Origin of the sequence: Vibrio gazogenes (assembly GCF_002196515.1) — a bacterium.
Taxonomy (GTDB): domain Bacteria; phylum Pseudomonadota; class Gammaproteobacteria; order Enterobacterales; family Vibrionaceae; genus Vibrio; species Vibrio gazogenes_A.
On record NZ_CP018836.1, the window covers coordinates 425,499 to 444,211 of the forward strand.

Below are 18,713 nucleotides of genomic sequence, written 5' to 3' on the forward strand. Positions count from 1 at the left end.
GGGTACCCAAAGTTTTGATCATCATGATGGATATATAAACTTCAAGTATGGCGCTTAACGCATCTCAGTGTAACCACGGTTACACTGATTTAAAGCGCATTTGCTCATCAAGGTTGAGAATCGTCAGCGCGTTAGACACACTGGTTGCAATCACATCAATGGCGCCGGTGCGCAAAGCCCCTAATAACGCCAGTGGCTTACTATTTTCTGCTGCGATGGCAATGACTTCTGCAATCGGTCTGAATTCTTCAATACTTAATCCGATAATCCGATCACTCATTACTGTTTTAGCAATCTGCCCATAGATATCAAAAAAGTCATATCCGGCAAAATCACCGACAACCCCCTGCTCGAGACGGGACTGAACCACTTCCTGTGGGGTAAACCATCCTAAATCGACCATATAACTGTTTTCACTCATATCGCCAATACCGACCAGCGCAACATCCGCTTTTCTGGCCAAATCCAGTGTCTGCTTAATGGTGTCATTTTCCATAAATGCCAGTTTCTGCTCTCGATTCACGGCATATGCCGGTGCATAGAGTGTTTCTGATGTTCCCCCATATTTTTTTGCCAACTGGCGACAAATATGGTCCGCGTTAAACATGCCGCCTCGGGGATGAATCCCACCAATACTGCAAACAAATTTGACATCCTTCGGTGAAATCACACCGACATGGTGGGCAACAGCAGAGACATTTCTCCCCTGACCGACAGCGATCACCTGACCACTTTTGAGTGAACTGGATAAATAATTCGAAACCAACCCGGCAATTTGCTGGCGTTGTTGCGCTTCTTTCGGTTGATCCAAGGCAATAAGGGCACGTTTAATACCAAACCGCTCAATCAATCGTTGCTCGACTTTTGCACTGAATACCGGATGATATTTTACTGTAATTTCGACAATGCCTTCATCCCGGGCTTGCTTCAGCATCCGCCCAACTTTGGCTCTGGAGATCGCATATTTCTTAGATATCTCTTCTTGTGTTGCACCATCCTGATAATAGGCAACCGAAATTTCTGTCAGTAGATCTGAATCTTCAACGGATATCTCTTGCAATCCCGTCATATACACCTCCAACACATCTGGCTCACTACAGTGATGATTGACTCACTCAGAACAACTTAAGCGCGGGTGATATCATCACAATCAATGCTTATCTATATATCAAATGTTCAATGACAAGACAAATGTTCACGTAAAACAGCTATGTTTTTAACTGAGGGATGGTACTTATTTTAGGAAATCGCGATAAAAAAACAGAAAAAATGCACTACATTTTCTGAATATCAGTACCACCCAGAAGAAATTCATGATAGCCGTTGACTTTCTCAATCGTTCAGATAAATATGGACTCATCATTTACTCAACATTTGATCATATGTTCAGAGCAATGGTACAAATGTTGAAGATTTATCAAGCCAGCTCTTGAAACGGACACCCTCATGATGTCATGTTTATCTCTCAGCTGTGCTTTTGCCCTAAAAGAGGATGATCGGAATATGAGCAATCAACTAGAACAACTCCGCAAATATACTACTGTCGTTGCTGATACCGGCGAGATTGATGCCATCAAAAAATATCAGCCCCAAGATGCAACAACGAACCCATCGTTGATTCTAAAAGCCGCCCAGATTCCTGAGTATGCAGCATTTATCGATCAAGCCATCGCTTATGCCAAGTCTAAAAGTGATGATAAAGTACAACAGCTTGAAGATACCAGTGACATGCTGGCAGTAACCATTGGTAAAGAAATCCTAAAAAGTATTCCCGGTCGTATATCGACTGAAGTCGATGCCCGTCTGTCTTACGATACCGAGAAAACGATTGAGAAAGCTCGCAAGCTCATCAGTCTGTATAACGATGCAGGGATCAGCAATGATCGCATCTTGATTAAAGTCGCTTCCACATGGGAAGGGATTCGTGCCGCAGAGGTACTCGAAAAAGATGGGATCAACTGTAACCTGACCCTGTTGTTCTCTTTTGCGCAAGCTCGTGCTTGTGCCGAAGCCGGTGCTTACCTGATTTCACCATTTGTCGGTCGCATCATGGACTGGTACAAAGCGAAAGAAGGCCGCGATTTCGCAGCAAATGAAGATCCGGGAGTTCTGTCTGTCACGAAAATCTACAACTACTATAAAGAGCATGGTTATGACACTGTCGTGATGGGTGCCAGCTTCCGTAATACCGGCGAAATCCTTGAACTCGCGGGTTGTGATCGCCTGACGATCAGCCCTCAGTTACTCCAGACGCTGGAAGAAACCGAAAGCCAAATCGATGTGAAACTCACACCGACAACTCGCGTTCAAGAACGCCCACAGCCTATGACACACGCTGAATTCCTGTGGGAACATAACCAGGATGCGATGGCAGTTGAGAAACTGGCTGAAGGGATTCGCAATTTTGCGATTGACCAAGGTAAGCTGGAAGCGATGATCAACAAACAGCTTTAAGACGATATTTGAGAGGACTGTACCAACAGTCCTCTTTCTATTTATACCGCTTTTAATCTTCATATAATCTTGTTGGAAAAAAATTATGAACCGTAAAGATCTCGCGAATGCAATCCGCGCTTTAAGTATGGATGGTGTTCAACAAGCCAATTCAGGTCACCCCGGCGCCCCAATGGGGATGGCGGATATCGCTGAAGTGCTGTGGCGCTCTCACCTGAACCACAATCCACAAAATCCGAATTGGGCTGACCGCGACCGTTTCGTGCTCTCTAACGGCCACGGCTCGATGCTGATTTATTCACTGTTACATTTGACGGGGTATGACCTGTCGATTGACGACCTGAAGAACTTCCGTCAGTTGCATTCGAAAACACCGGGCCACCCGGAATACGGCTATGCACCGGGCATTGAAACCACAACCGGGCCTCTCGGACAAGGCATCACCAACGCGGTTGGTATGGCAATTGCGGAGAAAGCGCTTGCTGCGCAGTTTAACCGTGACCAGCACAATATCGTTGACCATCACACTTATGCTTTCCTCGGTGATGGCTGTTTGATGGAAGGGATTTCTCATGAAGCGTGCTCTTTGGCCGGTACTTTGGGTCTGGGTAAGCTGATTGCGTTTTGGGACGACAATGGCATTTCGATTGACGGTGAGGTGGACGGTTGGTTCACAGATGACACCGCAAAACGTTTTGAAGCATACGGCTGGCATGTCATTCCGGCGGTAGACGGACATGACTCAGCTGCAATTGAAGCGGCGATTACCGCAGCCAAAGCAGAAACGTCACGTCCGACATTGATTTGTACCAAAACCGTGATTGGTTTTGGCTCACCCAACAAATCCGGCTCTCATGATTGTCACGGTGCACCACTGGGTGCGGATGAAATCAAAGCAACACGTGAGCAACTGGGTTGGGAATATGGCCCGTTTGAGATTCCGGCTGATATTTATGCACAGTGGGATGCGAAAGAATCCGGCGCAGCAAAAGAAGCGGCATGGGATGAGAAGTTCGCAGCGTATCAGGCGGCTTACCCTGAGCTGGCGGCTGAATTCAAGCGTCGGGTCAATGGTGAACTGCCGGCAGACTGGGAAACACAAACCAACCAAATCATTGCACAATTGCAAGCCAATCCGGCCACAATCGCTTCCCGGAAAGCCTCTCAAAATGCTTTGGAAGCCTTCGGTAAGTTACTGCCTGAATTCATGGGCGGCTCGGCTGACCTCGCGCCTTCTAACCTGACCATGTGGTCTGGCTCGAAGTCTCTGACGCCAAATGATGCGTCCGGCAACTATATTCATTATGGTGTGCGTGAGTTTGGGATGACGGCTATCATCAACGGGATTGCACTGCACGGTGGTTTCATTCCTTACGGTGCCACCTTCCTGATGTTTATGGAATATGCGCGCAATGCAATGCGGATGGCTGCGTTGATGAAAGTGCAGAACATTCAGGTTTATACCCATGATTCCATTGGTTTGGGTGAAGACGGTCCGACCCACCAGCCGGTTGAACAAATTGCGTCACTGCGTCTGACACCGAACATGAGCACATGGCGTCCTTGTGACCAGGTTGAATCCGCGGTGGCTTGGAAGCTGGCGATTGAACGCAAAGATGCCCCGACTGCCCTGATTTTCTCTCGTCAGAATCTGGCGCAGCAGGCGCGTGATGCAGAACAGGTAGCAAACATCGCCAAAGGTGGCTACATCCTCAAAGATTGTCAGGGCACACCGGATTTAATTCTGATTGCGACTGGCTCTGAAGTTGATTTAGCCGTTCAGGCGGCAGCAGAACTGACTGCAAAAGGTAAGCAGGTTCGTGTGGTTTCTATGCCTTCAACGGATGCATTTGACCGTCAGGATGCCGCTTACCGTGAAGCCGTACTACCAGCCTCAGTGACTGCTCGCGTTGCGATTGAAGCGGGTATTGCGGATTACTGGTACAAGTATGTCGGCCTCAATGGTCGCATTGTCGGAATGAACAGCTTTGGTGAGTCAGCACCGGCTGGCGAACTGTTCAAACTGTTCGGCTTTACTGTGGATAATGTCGTGGAAGTGGCCCTGTCTTTAGGGTAAAGCAGTGAATCACACATCATGACAAAAACGCCAGCAATTGCTGGCGTTTTTTGAATCTCGATACAATAAATCAACTAACTTGGAAGAATAAAGAACAGCTCAACACGCCGATTACACGCTTTCCCTTTTTGCGTCTGGTTGGTACATGCCGGAACAACATCACCATACCCGCGAGTATAAATAGAGTCGAGAGAGACACGATGATTCGCAATGATCCGTTTGACGGCTTCCGCCCGTCTTTTCGATAATTGATCATTGTAACGGGCGTCGCCAAGATCATCCGTATGCCCGTCAATAACCAACTCAAGACCGTATGCAGTTGCCAGATAGTTATTCACTTTTTCTAACCAGAGCCGCGATTCTGGTGCCACAGTCGCCGAGCCAACTGCGAATTGAATCGTCCGCTTAACCCGAACGATTATAAACTGCCCCGGTAAGACTTCGTAATCAATATGATTCTTGAGCAAAAACCGTTGCAGAGATAGATAAGCGCTATCGGCTCTTTTCTGTCCTTGCGGTCCTTGTACACCAGATCGCGTTGACTTGGGATCCTGTCCCCACTCAGGATAAATCACATCTGAGCTGTTCTTGGGCGCCCTATCCAACATATTGTCATCAAACAAACGCTCAGTGACGAGTGAACCACACCCGAAAAGACTGAAGCTTAATAGATAAACGATAAACTTCATTGATTCACGATCCTTATTTCCGACATACTCACTTTATCGGCTAAATCATAAAAACTTTATAGCTGATTTTTCGACATTTGCCTGATTGTGAGACAACAAAGATTGCCTTTCCCCGAGCTTTTCGATGAAATATATCTATCTGCAAGCTCCCAGACGAAAAACTCATTCAACAATACTTTCTCTCATCGGCAGCGTCTTCGAGTGATTGATTGTGTATGGGAGCATCGATTCAACCCAAGGAACAGATTCATCATGGATAAAAATTATATTTTCTCGCTCTTTATGTTTGCCATCGCGGGTATTTTTCTTTACCGGAACTGGAAACGGAGTCAGACAGTGGCAAAGAACGTTAGTGAAGGAAAAACCTTTCTGGAACAAAATGCACAACAAGAAGGCGTTGTGACGACAGAAAGCGGTTTGCAATATCAGATTCTGGAGGAAGGAACTGGCACACAACACCCAACACCGACCAATAAAGTGACCGTGCATTATCATGGGACATTATTAAGTGGCAAAGTGTTCGATAGTTCAGTTGAACGCAAGAAGCCGATTACCTTTGGCGTGAAACAAGTCATTAAAGGTTGGCAAGAAGGGTTACAATTGATGGTCGTCGGGCAGAAGGTGCGCTTATTTATTCCGGCAAAGCTAGCCTATGGTAATCGCGGCATTGCGACAATTCCGGCCGGTTCGACGCTTATTTTTGACGTTGAATTGATTGATATTCAGTAATATTTATCTGTCATATAAATCAAGAGAGCTGCTCACGCAGCTCTCTTGATTCGTTTACATCGTTCACAACTCAGGTTATGACGCCTCATCCATCCACGGATAGAACACTAACCCCTGCCCCGTAACCAAAAAACAATCCATCCCCGCAGCATGTGCGGCTTGTTTCCCAAGTGCCGTATCTTCAAACACGATACATTCTGCCGGTACCAGTTGAATTTGTTGGCAGGCTTTCAGAAATGTATCCGGGTGAGGTTTATGATTTTCCACATCACTTGCGGTGATGACCGTGTCCAGTTTATCCAGCAAGCCGGCATTCTTTAATAGCGACAGTGCATTATCTCGGTGACTGCCGGTACCGACTGCAAGTTTCATTTCTCCGTATGCTTGCTCAAGAATGTCACAGGTCAGCGCAATACGCGAATATTGGTAATCAAGCAAGCGAAACATATCCTGTTTAAACTGCGAAACATCATGCGGATTCAAAGATAAACCAAAACGTCGGTTAATCTCACCGACAACTTTGATACTTGGCATCCCCCCCATACTCTGCAGCCATTGTGCGATGAAAGGAAAACCAAAATGTTCCGATGCTTTTTTCCAAGACTCAACATGAGCTGGCATGGTATCAAGCAACGTCCCATCCATATCAAAAATCAGTCCTTTATATTGGGAGAGATGGCGCGACAACTCTGGTTGAGAAGTATTCTCAAGATGATATAACTGGGAAGCGTGGGCAGCGGGTTCTGGCTGATTCATAGACTTATTTCCTACTTCTTTCGTTCTGGCAGCAGCTTTTCTTGCGAGAAAACAGACTAAAAATGGGCCCGCAGGCCCACTTGGTTTTATCCGATAGCAGACAGAATCGCCTGAGGTGTATCCCACGTGTAGATCCATTCCGGAAGATCACTACCACATGGAGAATGCCAGATTCTATCCAACGTATGTAAGCCCCCAAGGTGATCATAAAACTCAATGGCCCGGATGTTCTGCTCCATGACCTCAATATACACACCGCTATCAGGGAAATAGTGCTGAATCCATTTAGTCACGTCTTTCAGCAACAACTTTGCAATCCCTTTCCCCTGAAATTCAGAGGCAACATGCAGGGATTCTATCACCGTACCTTTTTCAAAATCGTGATTACCAAATGCACAAATAAAACCACAAAGCTTACCATTTTCTTCAGCCACAACCACATGTTGGTTAATGGGTGGGTTAATTAATCTGGTTTGCCAGATCAAACGCCGATCTTCTTCAACTTCATCCTGAAGGTAATGAGCTTCCATCACTCCCTGATAATTCTGTTGCCAACTCTGGGCATGTAGTTCGGCAATTTTTTCAAAATCACTATATTCAGCTACTCGAATATCCATTTAATAGCCCTTCTAACTTCCTGTTAGCTCTGTTTTCTTCATTTATACTGACATCATTTTACCTGAAAGCATAACGTTCCGGTAAAATATTTGGCAGGGCAATTACCGTACGACGGCATCATTATTTTTGCAAGCAATCAGCATCCTGTCGCAGCACATTCAGTTTTTTCTACCGTGATATGACTCAACGACATACAATTACTCGGGTTATACGCAACAAATGAACAACCCCCTCACAAAAGCAGTGATTGTTGTTCAGCAAGTCTGTCCCGCTTACTTTCATGTAAATGAACCACCAAAAAGATAACAAATGAAACCACAATGGCCACGAGTGAAATATAGATGGCGTTGCGAAATCCATACTGTTGTGCAACAAAGCCCATCAATGAAGTGCCACACATTGTGCCGACTGACATCGCGTTCGTATAGAAAGCAGAAACCTGTCCGACTCGCTTCGGTGCTGAGTCTTGTAATAGTGTAATGCCCAAACCGACGAAGATTCCGTAAAAAAGGCCATTTAATACTTGTAAAGCCAATAACCATTCGATGGTCGAAGCATATTGAATACCGGTATAAAAAAACATGGCAATGACAAAACCCACCATCATCATCGGCATTTTGCCGAAACGATGTGACCAGGATGCGGAAAGGAGCATCACTGGTATTTCTAACGCAGCAGTCAATCCCATAAAAATTCCCGGATATGAAACTGGCAAATCGAGTTCTTTGGTGATAAAGAGTGGCATCGCATTGATATAAGTGCTGTTAGCCATATTCGCGAATAAAATACCAATCCCAAGAAACCAAATTTTATAAGGAAAAGGAGGAACAACTTCTTGAGTGGTTTGGGAGTTCTTTGGCCTTGACGCAGATGGTAATAATCGCCACACCATCACAAAAACTAGCAGTGCAATTCCCGCAGCCAGAGTGAAGTTTGCCCGAAAGCCAAAAGTACCAACGGATGCAAAAGCCAGTGCCGGACCTACAATCCAGACCAGTGAAACCGAAGAACGCATCTGAGAATTGAGCTTGGTACTATCCTTACCAGACTGCTCTGCAAAGCGTCGGATCATTGCCAATAATAGAGGAATTGACGACGCCCCAAATGCCATAAAGCACCAACCGACAATTATCGCCTGCCAGAATTGTGTCAGCAAAGAGAAGCATACTGCCGCCAGACACAGAAAACCAATCGCGATCAACAATAATGTTTTACTATTGATTCCTTTATCTGCCAAACGCCCTAATATCTGACTAACCAAAATTGTAGAAATTGCGGTACCAACTGTATAAAGCCCGATATACATGGGTTCAATGCCCAAACCTTCGATAAGAAACAAGCTCATCACTGGTAGAATAAATGAGAAAGCCATTGCTGCCAGCCCATTCAACCAGAAATATACCCCTGAACTCCCTCTAAAAAGTTCAAACTTCATCCACTTATACCTTTATGCTTAAAAAACATCGAAAAAACCTGAATCAACTCAATTCAGTGAGGAAACTGGGACGATTCATTTTCTATACAGACAAAAAAGGAGAGCTAAAAGCTCTCCTTTCCGAAAACTGGGCTACAACTTTAAATTAAAGTGCGGCTTTTGCTTTCTCAACAAGCACAGCAAATGCTGATTTATCAAATACAGCGATATCAGCTAAGATCTTACGATCGATCTCGATAGATGCTTTCTTCAGACCGTTGATGAAACGGCTGTAAGACAGACCATTTTGGCGAGATGCCGCATTGATACGAGCAATCCACAGTTGACGGAATTGACGTTTCTTGTTGCGACGGTCACGATATGCATATTGACCAGCTTTAGTCACTGCTTGGAAGGCAACACGATAAACTCGAGAACGAGCACCGTAGTAACCTTTAGCTTGCTTTAGAACTTTCTTATGACGTGCACGAGCTTGTACACCACGTTTTACGCGAGGCATTCTGCTTCTCCTAAACTAAACGAATTAAAAACTAAAAAGAATTAAGCGTATGGCAACATACGTGCAACAGCAGCCACTTCACATTTAGGAAGGACAGAGTTTGGACGTAGATGACGCTTGTTCTTAGTCGTACGCTTAGTCAGGATGTGACGTTTAGTCGCGTGCTTGTACTTAACACCACCAGCAGTTTTCTTAAAACGCTTAGCAGCACCTTTATTGTTTTTCATCTTAGGCATGATGAATAACTCCGCATTGTTTCGATTTTAATAACCATGTAATGAGGGCGAATAAAACCCCACCGTACTCGACGGCAGGGTTTATTACTTGCAAGCCGGTCATTACTTCTTCTTAGGGGCTAACACCATAATCATTTGACGGGCTTCGATCCGACTAGGGAAAGATTCTACAACAGCAATATCTACTGTATCTTCTTTCAGACGATTCAAAACATCGACACCGATATCTTGGTGTGCCATTTCTCGGCCACGAAAGCGAATTGTTACCTTCACTTTGTTGCCTTCTTCAAGGAAACGTAACAGGTTGCGTAGTTTTACCTGATAGTCTCCAATATCAGTTCCAGGTCGGAATTTTACTTCTTTAATCTGGATCTGCTTTTGCTTTTTCTTCTGCTCTTTTGCAGCTTTGCTCTTCTCGAAGAGGAATTTACCATAATCCATCACACGGCAGACAGGCGGCTCTGCATTTGGACTAATTTCAACAAGATCCATACCAGCTTCTACAGCTGTATCAAGCGCTTCTTGAATTGAAACAATCCGAGAGTCTTCACCTTCTGCTCCCGATAAACGGACTTCACGTACACCCCGAATTTCTCCGTTGATACGATGTTGGTTTTGTTTGGCCGGCACTTGGCCACGTCTTCCACCTTTAATAGTTTATTCCTCCAGATTGAGCTTACGGCTTGAGACTTCGGTCCGGACCAACTCAATGAAATCATCCAGCTTAAATTTACCTAAGTCTTTGCCTCTTCGTGTCCGTACTGCGATTTCGCCAGCTTCTACTTCCTGGTCACCACAAACCAGCATATACGGTACACGTTTCAAAGTATGTTCGCGGATTTTAAAGCCTATCTTTTCATTTCTCAAGTCTGCTTTTGCTCGAATCCCACATTTTTGTAGTTTTCGTACCACATTCTGAACATAATCCGATTGTTTATCAGTAATATTTAATACGACTGCCTGCTCTGGTGCAAGCCAAGTCGGGAAAAATCCTGCATATTCTTCAATCAAAATACCGATGAACCGCTCCAGTGAGCCTAAAATTGCCCGGTGAATCATCACAGGCACCAGACGCTCATTGTTTTCGCCGACATAAGTCGCGCCTAAACGGTTCGGCAGATTAAAATCGAGCTGCACTGTACCACACTGCCATGCCCGGTCAAGGCAATCATGCAATGTAAATTCAATTTTCGGCCCATAGAATGCACCTTCGCCTTCCTGAATGTCATAATCGATATTCATTGATTTTAGCGAAAGCATTAATGCTTCTTCAGAACGATCCCAAATTTCGTCACTACCAACCCGCTGTTCAGGGCGAGTAGAAAGCTTCACTGCAATATTCTCGAAACCAAACGTCCGGTAAACATCATAGACCATTTTAATACAAGAAGTGACTTCTTGCTGAATCTGTTCTTCAGTACAGAAAATATGAGCATCATCTTGAGTGAAGCCACGTACCCGCATGATGCCATGCAGAGACCCTGATGGCTCGTTCCGATGGCATGAACCAAACTCCGCCATTCGCAACGGTAAATCACGGTAAGATTTCAGACCTTGATTAAAAATCTGGACATGACCGGGACAGTTCATTGGCTTAATCGCGTACTCACGATTTTCAGAATTCGTGGTGAACATTGCTTCGGCATATTTATCCCAGTGCCCAGAACGTTCCCACAGGACGCGATCCATCATGAGTGGACCTTTGACTTCCTGATAATCATATTCTGTCAGTTTTTCACGGACAAAAACTTCTAAATCACGGAAGACAGACCAGCCGTTATGATGCCAAAACACCATTCCCGGCGCTTCTTGCTGCATATGGAATAAATCGAGCTGTTTACCGATTTTACGGTGATCGCGTTTGGCAGCTTCTTCCAGACGAGTCAAATGCGCGCTCAGAGCTTTCTTATCGTGAAAAGCCGTACCATAAATACGCTGCAACATTTTGTTATCGCTGTTGCCGCGCCAGTAAGCGCCAGCCACATTCAATAATTTAAAATGCTGACAGAATCCCATATGAGGAACATGGGGGCCACGGCACATATCAATATATTCTTCATGATGATAAAGGCCGGGGCGATCATCGCGCGCCACGTTTTCGTCCAGAATTTCTATCTTGTATGGTTCCCCACGAGATTCGAACGTATCACGTGCTTCCTGCCAACTGACATTCTTTTTGACCACTTGATATTTAGTTTTAGCCAGCGCTTTCATCCGCGCTTCGATTTTTTCCAAATCCTCTTGCGACAATGACTGTTCTAAATCGATATCGTAATAAAAACCATTGTCGATTGTTGGACCAATCGCCATTTTGGCATCAGGATACAGTTGCTTCAGCGCATGCCCCAATAAATGGGCACATGAGTGACGAACGATTTCCAAACCATCAACTTCATCTTTTGCCGTGATGATTTCTAAGCTGGCATCGTTTTCAATGAGTTCACAGGCGTCCACACGAACACCGTTAACACGTCCGGCAATGGTTGCTTTCGCAAGGCCAGCACCGATAGACAAAGCAACGTCTGAAACAGAAACAGGGTGATCGAATTGACGTTGACTACCGTCAGGAAGAGTAATAATAGGCATGATTTATCCTTTACAGTGGTGTTGCGCACCAAGCAACACTTGCTTTATTGATTCGTACATTTTGTGTCTTTTCAGAGCAAAACACGCGACATAAAAATAGTACCCATTTTGATGCAAATACGGATGCACCATCCTGAGTACCTTATTGATTATTCTAAATCAACGAGATGAAATCACAACCCATTTATCAAACCGATGGATGATATTCCTTTACCTCAAGTTCAGCTTTGTCAACAGCGTCTCTGTGCTGATGCGTTTCCTGGGCGATCAACTGATGAGCTTTCTGACTAATTTCATGCATCTTCCTTTGTAATACCGCTATACCGGCATAATCCATCAATAACATTGAGGATAGTGCCAGCATCGCTAATTCAGCCTCATCAGCAATATACTCTAACTCTTTGATTTTATTATTCATAACAACCTTATGCCTCACGTTGAATCTGTATATTTTGCTATAGTGCAATAAATTTTATGAGATCTGCTACCAACAACTTTCAATTAGTCCGAAAAACAAACTGAGCAGAAAAAAAAGTTCAATAGGCGAACTACCTTCCCCTCATAAAATCAGCAATAGAATCAATATCTTTAGTGATAATATTGTTAACTATCATATGCGTTGTCTTAAGGATTGATTTTGCATCCCACTGTTATCTTCATTCGGAAAATATTAAAAAATAAAGGGCTCTCTTATGCACAGTTGGCAACCCTTTCCGGAATCGACGAGTCCAAAATTAAACGTGTTTTATCCGGACGACAGTCCATGACGCTGGAAATGAGAGACCAAATTATGGTGGTACTCGGCGTTGCTGAGATGACGCAAGCTGATCATCTCAACAACGCTGAATACCTGACACTCTGGCATCAAATGCCGCCCAATCTCAAACAAGTGGTTCTGTCACTGATGACTACGATCAAGTTTGAAACACAGCGTTCATAACATGCTACCGAAGAATCCGATGCCAAGCGGACTAATTCACTGGCCACTGCCCCGCAGAGCTTCCGCCGGAAATGATCGCCTCGGCGTTTTGGGTGATTTCATCGACAATCGCGTTTGCCAGTGCTGTAGCCAGTTCCTCGGAACGGGCATGTTCACCTTTCGTCACAAATTTTTGCCCTTTCAGTTCCGTTATAATTCGTTTTTTCAGTGATGGTTTACTTAATGCCATTTTATTTTCCTGCCTTAACTGTGGAAGAGAAATCCGAGTGTGGCTTACCGGTAAAGGCACAAATACAGTCACCTTGTACGACGCCTTTCCCGCCATTCATCGTGATCAAATCTGCGGTAAAACGCATATTGGCCGCCGAAGCTTCCCAGTCTTTTTCGATCACTTCCAATCGGTTACCCATAATTTTGAGCTGATCATTCAATTGAATCACGGTATTGCGTAGTTGGCCGACGGTTGTGATCCAATCCCCTGCGGTAGCAACATGCAGATTACCCAGACTGCCAAGCTCCAGATTATCTCCGGCCAGCAATTCAACCGCGCCCAAAGCCTCAATCTGTTTCTTACCCGCGATATTTTCCTGACTATGTTCCCGGATATCCAACTGATGTTGACCGAACCCCCCTTGATAATGTTGTGCCTGATCCTGCATTTGCTCCGCTGCTCGTATCATCTGTTGATCGGTTTTATCGGTGATATTTCCGGCAGCGTCAATGCGTCGGCTGACTTCATCGCGCTGTTGTTGCAACTGCTCACCGGGCTCAATCGATGGCAGCATATGATTGAGACCATAAATTCCCCGAATGATCGGCCGATCGCTGCGCCCATAAGCAAACGCAATTTCTACCAACATACCTTCAAGCGGATATGCCAGTAACCCAGATTCGACACCACCCATCGCGATCGGCAACGGAATGGAACGATAAACCGGTACAGAAGAATCGGGCTGAAGATCCGCATCTAACATCTGCACATCAACCGCATAACGTGGCCGAAATGAATCAGCGATCTTCCCTTGTGGTACCGCATCACGAACCGCTTCAACCCGGCCGAACAACGGTAAATGATATCCTGCCGAGAGTTCAGGAAAGTCATTATAAATCTGCTGTTTCTGTGCTGTGGCTTCACTACTGGCAGGTTGCCAGTAAGCCGTCATCTCATCTTCAATCAGATCCACCCGCGTGATTCGGTGACCATTCATCACTCTGCCGGGTCGCAACATCGGATACGGCACAAACGTGACACTATTACTCGTCTGACGCGAAGTGAACTCAGCCGGAATCGACATCGGTTTTCCGGCAAAGCGACTATCAGCATAGCTACCCACATAAATGTTCTGATCGGTATCCTGACACCAGATACAGTCTTCGATTGCAAATGCCTTGGCCAGCTCATCCAGACATTGATAGCCATTCCCCTGATGCACGAAGTTAGGAATGACTTGCCGCATATAGTCGGCATCCGGATATTTAAAATCTAAACCGGTCAGTAAAGCCAGTTGGTCAAGCACATCAATCGCTGTCGGATGCTCAAGACTGATCGGCCACCGCTGGCTGAGAATACCGGCATTTTCTTTGACCGTAATCTTGAAGAAGCCATTTTCTGCCGACTGAATTTTATCAATATAACCTTCAAAAAAGATAAATAGGTCATGTTCATAGCCGATGTCCAGTCGTACCAGTTCGTAACGTTCCGGGGCATGTTCGGCCTGAATGGTGAAAATGGCCTTGCTACCCAGCGACAATTTCAGACTAATCATCTGTCGGGCGAGAGGCACCTCTTCCCCGGAAATATAGAGCCGTTTTTCCAAGTTCATCGAGTCGCCTCCTTATTTTGTTGCAATGACTGTTGAAAATGAGAATCCTGAACTGGTTTGGCTTTAGTCTGTCCTGTTTGTCGCTTATTTTTTTGCAATGACTGCTGCAGACGCGGGTTCTCAGCCGGTTTTGCTTTAGTCTGTTCTTTTTGCCGGGCCTCTTTCTGCTCAGCGACACTGTTCGATTCTTTGAGCTGAAAAGAAACTTTCCAGGCCATCATATTCTCCTGCTGGGTTGCAGAAAAGCGACCGGAAAATCTGACCTTCTTGATTTTAAACGCATTCGCCATTTCTTCGACAATGGTATAAACCATGCGATTGCCTTTGCTATCTTTGGCTGAGCTCATCGTTTGCAATCTTCCCAGCTTGTGAATGTCGTGAAAAGCAATCATCCCGGAGACATTGAGAGTTGCAGCTTTATCGCCCTGTTCTGCTTCTTGCGTGCCAGACGATTGAGCACTCATGTCTTTACTCTTCATTTCCCGTTCAAAACTGACGGTAAGATTCTTTAATCCAAATGTAAAACCATTTAAGGCGAACATAGTAACTCCTCGAAAAATGGCATCGGAGATGCACTGAGTATCAGGCTGGCAACTGCGTACCGATGATAGTTGGGCGGTGACATCTCCGCTAACTGATGACTTAAGCTTGCCAGCTCACCCGTTAAAGCGACCGACCAGACTTGAGCATCCATGGTTTGCATTGTCTGAAGCGTGTCACTCACCGTTTGTAGTGTGGCTTGACGCTTTTCTGCCAACTGACGGAGCTTGCCAATGATATTGACTCGATCACTGGCCAGCGATTCCAACGTCGCAATGTGCGTTCCCAGCGCGGCATTCATATCGGCAAACGGCTTGGTCGACAAAGGCGCTACCGGTTTAAACCGAGGCTGGACAATCGCAGCCGGTTTGCGTAATTTCTCATGTTCTGCGGCCAGTAACGACTCGGTCTGGCGCTGGGCCTGACACCATTCAGGCAGCGGTATCACACTCGTCACACGTTGGAGCTGCTCGGCAAACTGCTTTCTGGTCGGCCCGGTCAGCATCACAACAATCGCGTGGAGCCGCCCTGCGGGCCGGTGTAAATCTGCATAGTCAGTGAGCTTCTCAGCCAAACGCTGAGTCGCAGCGTCTGCATCGAGAACATCACCGGAGTCGCTTACCTCTCCAACCTGAAACTGATACGGCGTCACTGTCAGCACTTGCCCCTGACTGAGTAAATGATCCAGTTCCGAACGCAGGTTCAACAACGCTTGCGCATTGTGACTCAGTGGCAGACGTCCGAAAGCGGCATCACCTTCCAGCGCAGACAAACGCGCTTCGCCATGATCGGCCCCAATCTGATCGATCACCGATGCTGCCCGGGTTTGAATATCGTTGACTGAGCCGGGCCATGAGAGTGATGATTCTGTCCACATAATCAGCGCTCCTCCATTGGTCGACGCGGCCGCTCATCACCCACCAGCACCGGATTACCCGCGTCGTCAGTGGTGGTGTAATCACGTAGCGCAATCGCGTAGGTCTTCCAGTCTTTCGCGGTCAGTTGCCGCCTTTTGCTATCGCCGGTCGTGTGATATTTGAGCTGGATATCGACATCAGCTAGTTCTTTTTGAACCCATTGATATTCGGACTCTGCCGTGACTAAAACCGGCATATCGACCCACGATAAACCGTCTCGTTGTTTGCCTTCAGGTGGTGGGTTGATAACAAATTCTTCAATCTGCTGTTGGGAAAGTTCCACGAATGCAGAGTAATCAACGCGGTTAACTTTCAAGGCTTTCTCAGTACGAATAAGTCCTGTGTCAGTTAAAAAATATCTCATTATGCGACTCTCGCTTTCATTTGCACTACTGCGCTCGGATTATCAGATGAATAGTTGGTTCTCAAATATATATAATTTGTTGAACCTTCCATGTATTTAGAATCCACAATCATTAATACAGATACTTCTCCGCCAAAGTGATTTGATGTAATTGTGTCTCCCGCATGAACATCAAACGGCTTTATTGAGACCGGAAGCTGTTGTGCAAGATGAGTATCATATCGAGCAGCACGACACAGCATCGATATATCACATGTGCCATCCGGCCAAATTTTTGTTCGGCTGTTAACAGCTTTAATTAAAATATATCCGCCGCGTGCTACCCGTTCTGAATCATCATCTGAAATCACCGGTATCAACCCGCGCCCATAAGACAGCCCTGCAATTTTAATCCCTGAGGTATATACCGAGAGATCGATAGAGAGCCGAACCTGACCGGTCGCTTGATCAACTGCCAACCGAATACCGTTGGTCTCCAGCGCGTCGGCATAAGTTTGTACACCAGTCGGATCAGTGACAGATGCGTATAGTCCTGCCACAGTCGGTAATGGATACTCTCTGAAGATTGTCCCAGCCGTCGCATGGACAGCACTCGTATCCGCATCAAGATAGATGCCTTGCACATCAGAATCACAAAACCATCCATGGGAAAATTCCTGACCTGCTGCAAAATTTTGCGGTGATGTTGTCAACTCACCATCATTACCTTCAACATTCCAGTTCTGATTGCCTTTCAACAAGTTCTCAACATATAACGTTTTGTGAGTAAGAACCGTACACCATTCATTCTGTACCGAATGATAGAAAAAGAGCGCAGGTTCCTGCTGGCTGCCTGACCCCGCAAGAATCGAGTAATAACCATCCGGATGATGGATTTTCATCCCCTGACATTCTGCTAGTGTTCCCGTCATCAGATGAGAGGCAAAGTGAATAAATCCCGTCGGTGCTGCATCTAATGCTGCATTATCCGTAATCATCCCCAAATCGGCTGACTGACCAAAGCCCCCGAACTGACTCAATACCTGCTTCAACTGTCGCGGAGAGATAACACCGGTCCCTTTACCCGCTTTCACATTGCCATCAGTCGCTAAGTTCACCACCCCTTTACTGGTTGTGGTCGCGTTTGGCAGCTTGCGCTCATCAATGCCTAAATGTCTCAGATCGGCGATACTCCCATTCGCTTTTATCGAGGCAATCTGAGTCACATAGTGTTGTGTTCCGTGGTCCACATAGTCGGTTAATGGGGTGGCACTCACAACCAATTGCCACTGCGTTGTCCAACGACTCAGCACATTCCCTTGCCAACTTGCATCCAAATATATCCCGTCACCGGCTTGAACATTGGCAAGGGTTATTTGCGTATCATTGACACAACGCAATCCACCCACATAACCGACACCGGGAGAGCACAAATAATCACTGCCCGACACTTTGATCTGAAATCCATTGCCAAGAAATGATGCATCGCCAAACAGATCCCAACATGCCAAACGTAAGTCGTCATCCATACCATATAAACGAGCCTGATAATCGATCTGCCAACTCTCCGGTGTCACATCAATATTTGCGACAGTGGCGGCTCCTGAATATTGCTGCACACAGGAACGGACACTCGACATCTCCGGCTCTTTGGTTTCTGTCATTTTGTGCACGACCAAACCGCATGAATTGGCGGTCTGCTTGTCATGCAAATAAATGGCATTAAACGTAAATGCTTTGACTGTTCCAGGAATGACGACTGAATAAATAACCGAGTCGTCATTCAGCTTCGCCTGCTGCATAATATCCTGTTGATAGACCCAATAAGAAGGATCCGGCAGTCCTAAATGACGCTCAATTGGCTGCTCCGGATCCAAATCGGGTAGATAAGCAAAGATCATTTCATTCATGTCCGGGGCTTGCCCGTTGATAATCCGATCTTGCAGGTAACGTTCAAATTCCAAAGGAATCACAACCTGACTCATGATAAAAACCTTTTTGATGGGTTGAGCGATGAAAACATCAAGCTATATTTATAAAGCTCTGTTTATAAAGTTGAATTTGCACCGCT

The 18,713-nt window shown here is 45.8% G+C and carries 20 protein-coding genes; 4 read left to right on the forward strand and 16 right to left on the reverse strand.

Going from position 1 to position 18,713, the window contains the following annotated elements; translation table 11 throughout:
- Positions 1 to 79: 79 nt before the first annotated feature.
- On the reverse strand, positions 80 to 1,069 hold the full coding sequence (locus BSQ33_RS17515) for a sugar-binding transcriptional regulator (protein ID WP_021019323.1): 990 nt from the start codon (positions 1,067 to 1,069) through the stop codon (positions 80 to 82).
- A 434-nt stretch (positions 1,070 to 1,503) separates the two neighbouring features.
- Between BSQ33_RS17515 and tal the strand changes: the two genes are divergently transcribed.
- Both tal and tkt read left to right on the forward strand, forming a co-directional pair.
- Complete coding sequence (gene tal, locus BSQ33_RS17520) at positions 1,504 to 2,454, forward strand: transaldolase (protein ID WP_027694039.1); 951 nt, start codon at positions 1,504 to 1,506, stop codon at positions 2,452 to 2,454.
- 85 nt (positions 2,455 to 2,539) lie between these two features.
- A complete protein-coding gene (tkt, locus tag BSQ33_RS17525; RefSeq protein WP_088134794.1) occupies positions 2,540 to 4,531 on the forward strand; it encodes a transketolase in 1,992 nt (663 codons plus the stop codon).
- 74 nt (positions 4,532 to 4,605) lie between these two features.
- Here tkt and BSQ33_RS17530 read toward each other — a convergent pair whose 3' ends face one another.
- Positions 4,606 to 5,220 (reverse strand): OmpA family protein, encoded by a 615-nt coding sequence (locus tag BSQ33_RS17530; protein WP_021019832.1) that lies wholly within the window; start codon positions 5,218 to 5,220, stop codon positions 4,606 to 4,608.
- Between the two features lie 252 nt (positions 5,221 to 5,472).
- Here BSQ33_RS17530 and BSQ33_RS17535 point away from each other — a divergent pair, with 252 nt between their 5' ends.
- Complete coding sequence (locus BSQ33_RS17535; protein ID WP_021019833.1) at positions 5,473 to 5,949, forward strand: FKBP-type peptidyl-prolyl cis-trans isomerase; 477 nt, start codon at positions 5,473 to 5,475, stop codon at positions 5,947 to 5,949.
- Positions 5,950 to 6,024: 75 nt separating this feature from the next.
- On the opposite strand, the gene BSQ33_RS17540 is transcribed toward BSQ33_RS17535, so the two are convergent.
- The 8 genes from BSQ33_RS17540 to BSQ33_RS17575 all read right to left on the reverse strand — a co-directional run bounded on the left by BSQ33_RS17540 (position 6,025) and on the right by BSQ33_RS17575 (position 12,497).
- Complete coding sequence (locus tag BSQ33_RS17540) at positions 6,025 to 6,594, reverse strand: beta-phosphoglucomutase family hydrolase (protein ID WP_232472041.1); 570 nt, start codon at positions 6,592 to 6,594, stop codon at positions 6,025 to 6,027.
- Between the two features lie 197 nt (positions 6,595 to 6,791).
- Positions 6,792 to 7,322 (reverse strand): GNAT family N-acetyltransferase, encoded by a 531-nt coding sequence (locus BSQ33_RS17545; RefSeq protein ID WP_021019835.1) that lies wholly within the window; start codon positions 7,320 to 7,322, stop codon positions 6,792 to 6,794.
- Between the two features lie 233 nt (positions 7,323 to 7,555).
- Complete coding sequence (locus tag BSQ33_RS17550; RefSeq protein ID WP_021019836.1) at positions 7,556 to 8,758, reverse strand: sugar efflux transporter; 1,203 nt, start codon at positions 8,756 to 8,758, stop codon at positions 7,556 to 7,558.
- Positions 8,759 to 8,903: 145 nt separating this feature from the next.
- Entirely contained in the window at positions 8,904 to 9,257 is a 354-nt protein-coding gene (gene rplT / locus BSQ33_RS17555; RefSeq protein ID WP_021019837.1) for a 50S ribosomal protein L20, read from the reverse strand.
- Between the two features lie 41 nt (positions 9,258 to 9,298).
- Positions 9,299 to 9,493, reverse strand: coding sequence for a 50S ribosomal protein L35 (gene rpmI, locus BSQ33_RS17560; protein ID WP_027694124.1), 195 nt, complete (start codon positions 9,491 to 9,493; stop codon positions 9,299 to 9,301).
- A 102-nt stretch (positions 9,494 to 9,595) separates the two neighbouring features.
- Positions 9,596 to 10,123, reverse strand: coding sequence for a translation initiation factor IF-3 (infC, locus tag BSQ33_RS17565; protein ID WP_021019838.1), 528 nt, complete (start codon positions 10,121 to 10,123; stop codon positions 9,596 to 9,598).
- Positions 10,124 to 10,150: 27 nt separating this feature from the next.
- Positions 10,151 to 12,079 carry a threonine--tRNA ligase gene (gene thrS / locus BSQ33_RS17570; protein ID WP_021019839.1) on the reverse strand — a complete coding sequence of 643 codons (1,929 nt, stop codon included), beginning with the start codon at positions 12,077 to 12,079 and terminating at the stop codon, positions 10,151 to 10,153.
- A gap of 187 nt (positions 12,080 to 12,266) precedes the next feature.
- A complete protein-coding gene (locus BSQ33_RS17575) occupies positions 12,267 to 12,497 on the reverse strand; it encodes a hypothetical protein (protein ID WP_021019840.1) in 231 nt (76 codons plus the stop codon).
- A gap of 219 nt (positions 12,498 to 12,716) precedes the next feature.
- On the opposite strand from BSQ33_RS17575, the gene BSQ33_RS17580 reads away from it, so the two are divergent.
- Positions 12,717 to 13,019: a helix-turn-helix domain-containing protein gene (locus BSQ33_RS17580; RefSeq protein WP_021019841.1), complete on the forward strand. Its 303-nt coding sequence runs from the start codon at positions 12,717 to 12,719 to the stop codon at positions 13,017 to 13,019.
- Positions 13,020 to 13,050: 31 nt separating this feature from the next.
- On the opposite strand, the gene BSQ33_RS17585 is transcribed toward BSQ33_RS17580, so the two are convergent.
- From BSQ33_RS17585 to BSQ33_RS17610, 6 genes are read right to left on the reverse strand one after another with little or no spacing between them, the layout of a single operon-like run.
- Complete coding sequence (locus BSQ33_RS17585; protein ID WP_088134796.1) at positions 13,051 to 13,248, reverse strand: hypothetical protein; 198 nt, start codon at positions 13,246 to 13,248, stop codon at positions 13,051 to 13,053.
- Position 13,249: 1 nt separating this feature from the next.
- Positions 13,250 to 14,842, reverse strand: a complete 1,593-nt coding sequence (locus BSQ33_RS17590; RefSeq protein ID WP_088134797.1) for a hypothetical protein — start codon at positions 14,840 to 14,842, stop codon at positions 13,250 to 13,252.
- Positions 14,839 to 15,384, reverse strand: coding sequence for a hypothetical protein (locus tag BSQ33_RS17595; protein WP_021019844.1), 546 nt, complete (start codon positions 15,382 to 15,384; stop codon positions 14,839 to 14,841). Before BSQ33_RS17595 ends, BSQ33_RS17590 begins: the two co-directional genes overlap by 4 nt.
- Entirely contained in the window at positions 15,372 to 16,259 is an 888-nt protein-coding gene (locus BSQ33_RS17600; protein ID WP_021019845.1) for a hypothetical protein, read from the reverse strand. Before BSQ33_RS17600 ends, BSQ33_RS17595 begins: the two co-directional genes overlap by 13 nt.
- 2 nt (positions 16,260 to 16,261) lie before the next feature.
- On the reverse strand, positions 16,262 to 16,663 hold the full coding sequence (locus BSQ33_RS17605; protein ID WP_021019846.1) for a hypothetical protein: 402 nt from the start codon (positions 16,661 to 16,663) through the stop codon (positions 16,262 to 16,264).
- Complete coding sequence (locus BSQ33_RS17610; protein ID WP_088134798.1) at positions 16,663 to 18,627, reverse strand: phage tail protein; 1,965 nt, start codon at positions 18,625 to 18,627, stop codon at positions 16,663 to 16,665. The genes BSQ33_RS17605 and BSQ33_RS17610 overlap by 1 nt, the downstream gene beginning before the upstream one ends.
- Between the last annotated feature and the right edge of the window lie 86 nt (positions 18,628 to 18,713).

Excerpts from the sequence above, each read along its gene's own strand:
- BSQ33_RS17600 (WP_021019845.1), bottom strand. The coding sequence starts at position 16,259 with ATGTGGACAGAATCATCACTCTCATGGCCCGGCTCAGTCAACGATATT.
- tal (WP_027694039.1), top strand. The coding sequence starts at position 1,504 with ATGAGCAATCAACTAGAACAACTCCGCAAATATACTACTGTCGTTGCT.
- BSQ33_RS17540 (WP_232472041.1), bottom strand. The coding sequence starts at position 6,594 with ATGGATGGGACGTTGCTTGATACCATGCCAGCTCATGTTGAGTCTTGG.
- BSQ33_RS17595 (WP_021019844.1), bottom strand. The coding sequence starts at position 15,384 with ATGTTCGCCTTAAATGGTTTTACATTTGGATTAAAGAATCTTACCGTC.
- thrS (WP_021019839.1), bottom strand. The coding sequence starts at position 12,079 with ATGCCTATTATTACTCTTCCTGACGGTAGTCAACGTCAATTCGATCAC.
- BSQ33_RS17550 (WP_021019836.1), bottom strand. The coding sequence starts at position 8,758 with ATGAAGTTTGAACTTTTTAGAGGGAGTTCAGGGGTATATTTCTGGTTG.
- BSQ33_RS17530 (WP_021019832.1), bottom strand. The coding sequence starts at position 5,220 with ATGAAGTTTATCGTTTATCTATTAAGCTTCAGTCTTTTCGGGTGTGGT.
- BSQ33_RS17605 (WP_021019846.1), bottom strand. The coding sequence starts at position 16,663 with ATGAGATATTTTTTAACTGACACAGGACTTATTCGTACTGAGAAAGCC.
- rplT (WP_021019837.1), bottom strand. The coding sequence starts at position 9,257 with ATGCCTCGCGTAAAACGTGGTGTACAAGCTCGTGCACGTCATAAGAAA.
- BSQ33_RS17515 (WP_021019323.1), bottom strand. The coding sequence starts at position 1,069 with ATGACGGGATTGCAAGAGATATCCGTTGAAGATTCAGATCTACTGACA.
- BSQ33_RS17575 (WP_021019840.1), bottom strand. The coding sequence starts at position 12,497 with ATGAATAATAAAATCAAAGAGTTAGAGTATATTGCTGATGAGGCTGAA.
- BSQ33_RS17590 (WP_088134797.1), bottom strand. The coding sequence starts at position 14,842 with ATGAACTTGGAAAAACGGCTCTATATTTCCGGGGAAGAGGTGCCTCTC.
- tkt (WP_088134794.1), top strand. The coding sequence starts at position 2,540 with ATGAACCGTAAAGATCTCGCGAATGCAATCCGCGCTTTAAGTATGGAT.
- BSQ33_RS17585 (WP_088134796.1), bottom strand. The coding sequence starts at position 13,248 with ATGGCATTAAGTAAACCATCACTGAAAAAACGAATTATAACGGAACTG.
- BSQ33_RS17545 (WP_021019835.1), bottom strand. The coding sequence starts at position 7,322 with ATGGATATTCGAGTAGCTGAATATAGTGATTTTGAAAAAATTGCCGAA.
- BSQ33_RS17535 (WP_021019833.1), top strand. The coding sequence starts at position 5,473 with ATGGATAAAAATTATATTTTCTCGCTCTTTATGTTTGCCATCGCGGGT.
- BSQ33_RS17610 (WP_088134798.1), bottom strand. The coding sequence starts at position 18,627 with ATGAGTCAGGTTGTGATTCCTTTGGAATTTGAACGTTACCTGCAAGAT.
- rpmI (WP_027694124.1), bottom strand. The coding sequence starts at position 9,493 with ATGCCTAAGATGAAAAACAATAAAGGTGCTGCTAAGCGTTTTAAGAAA.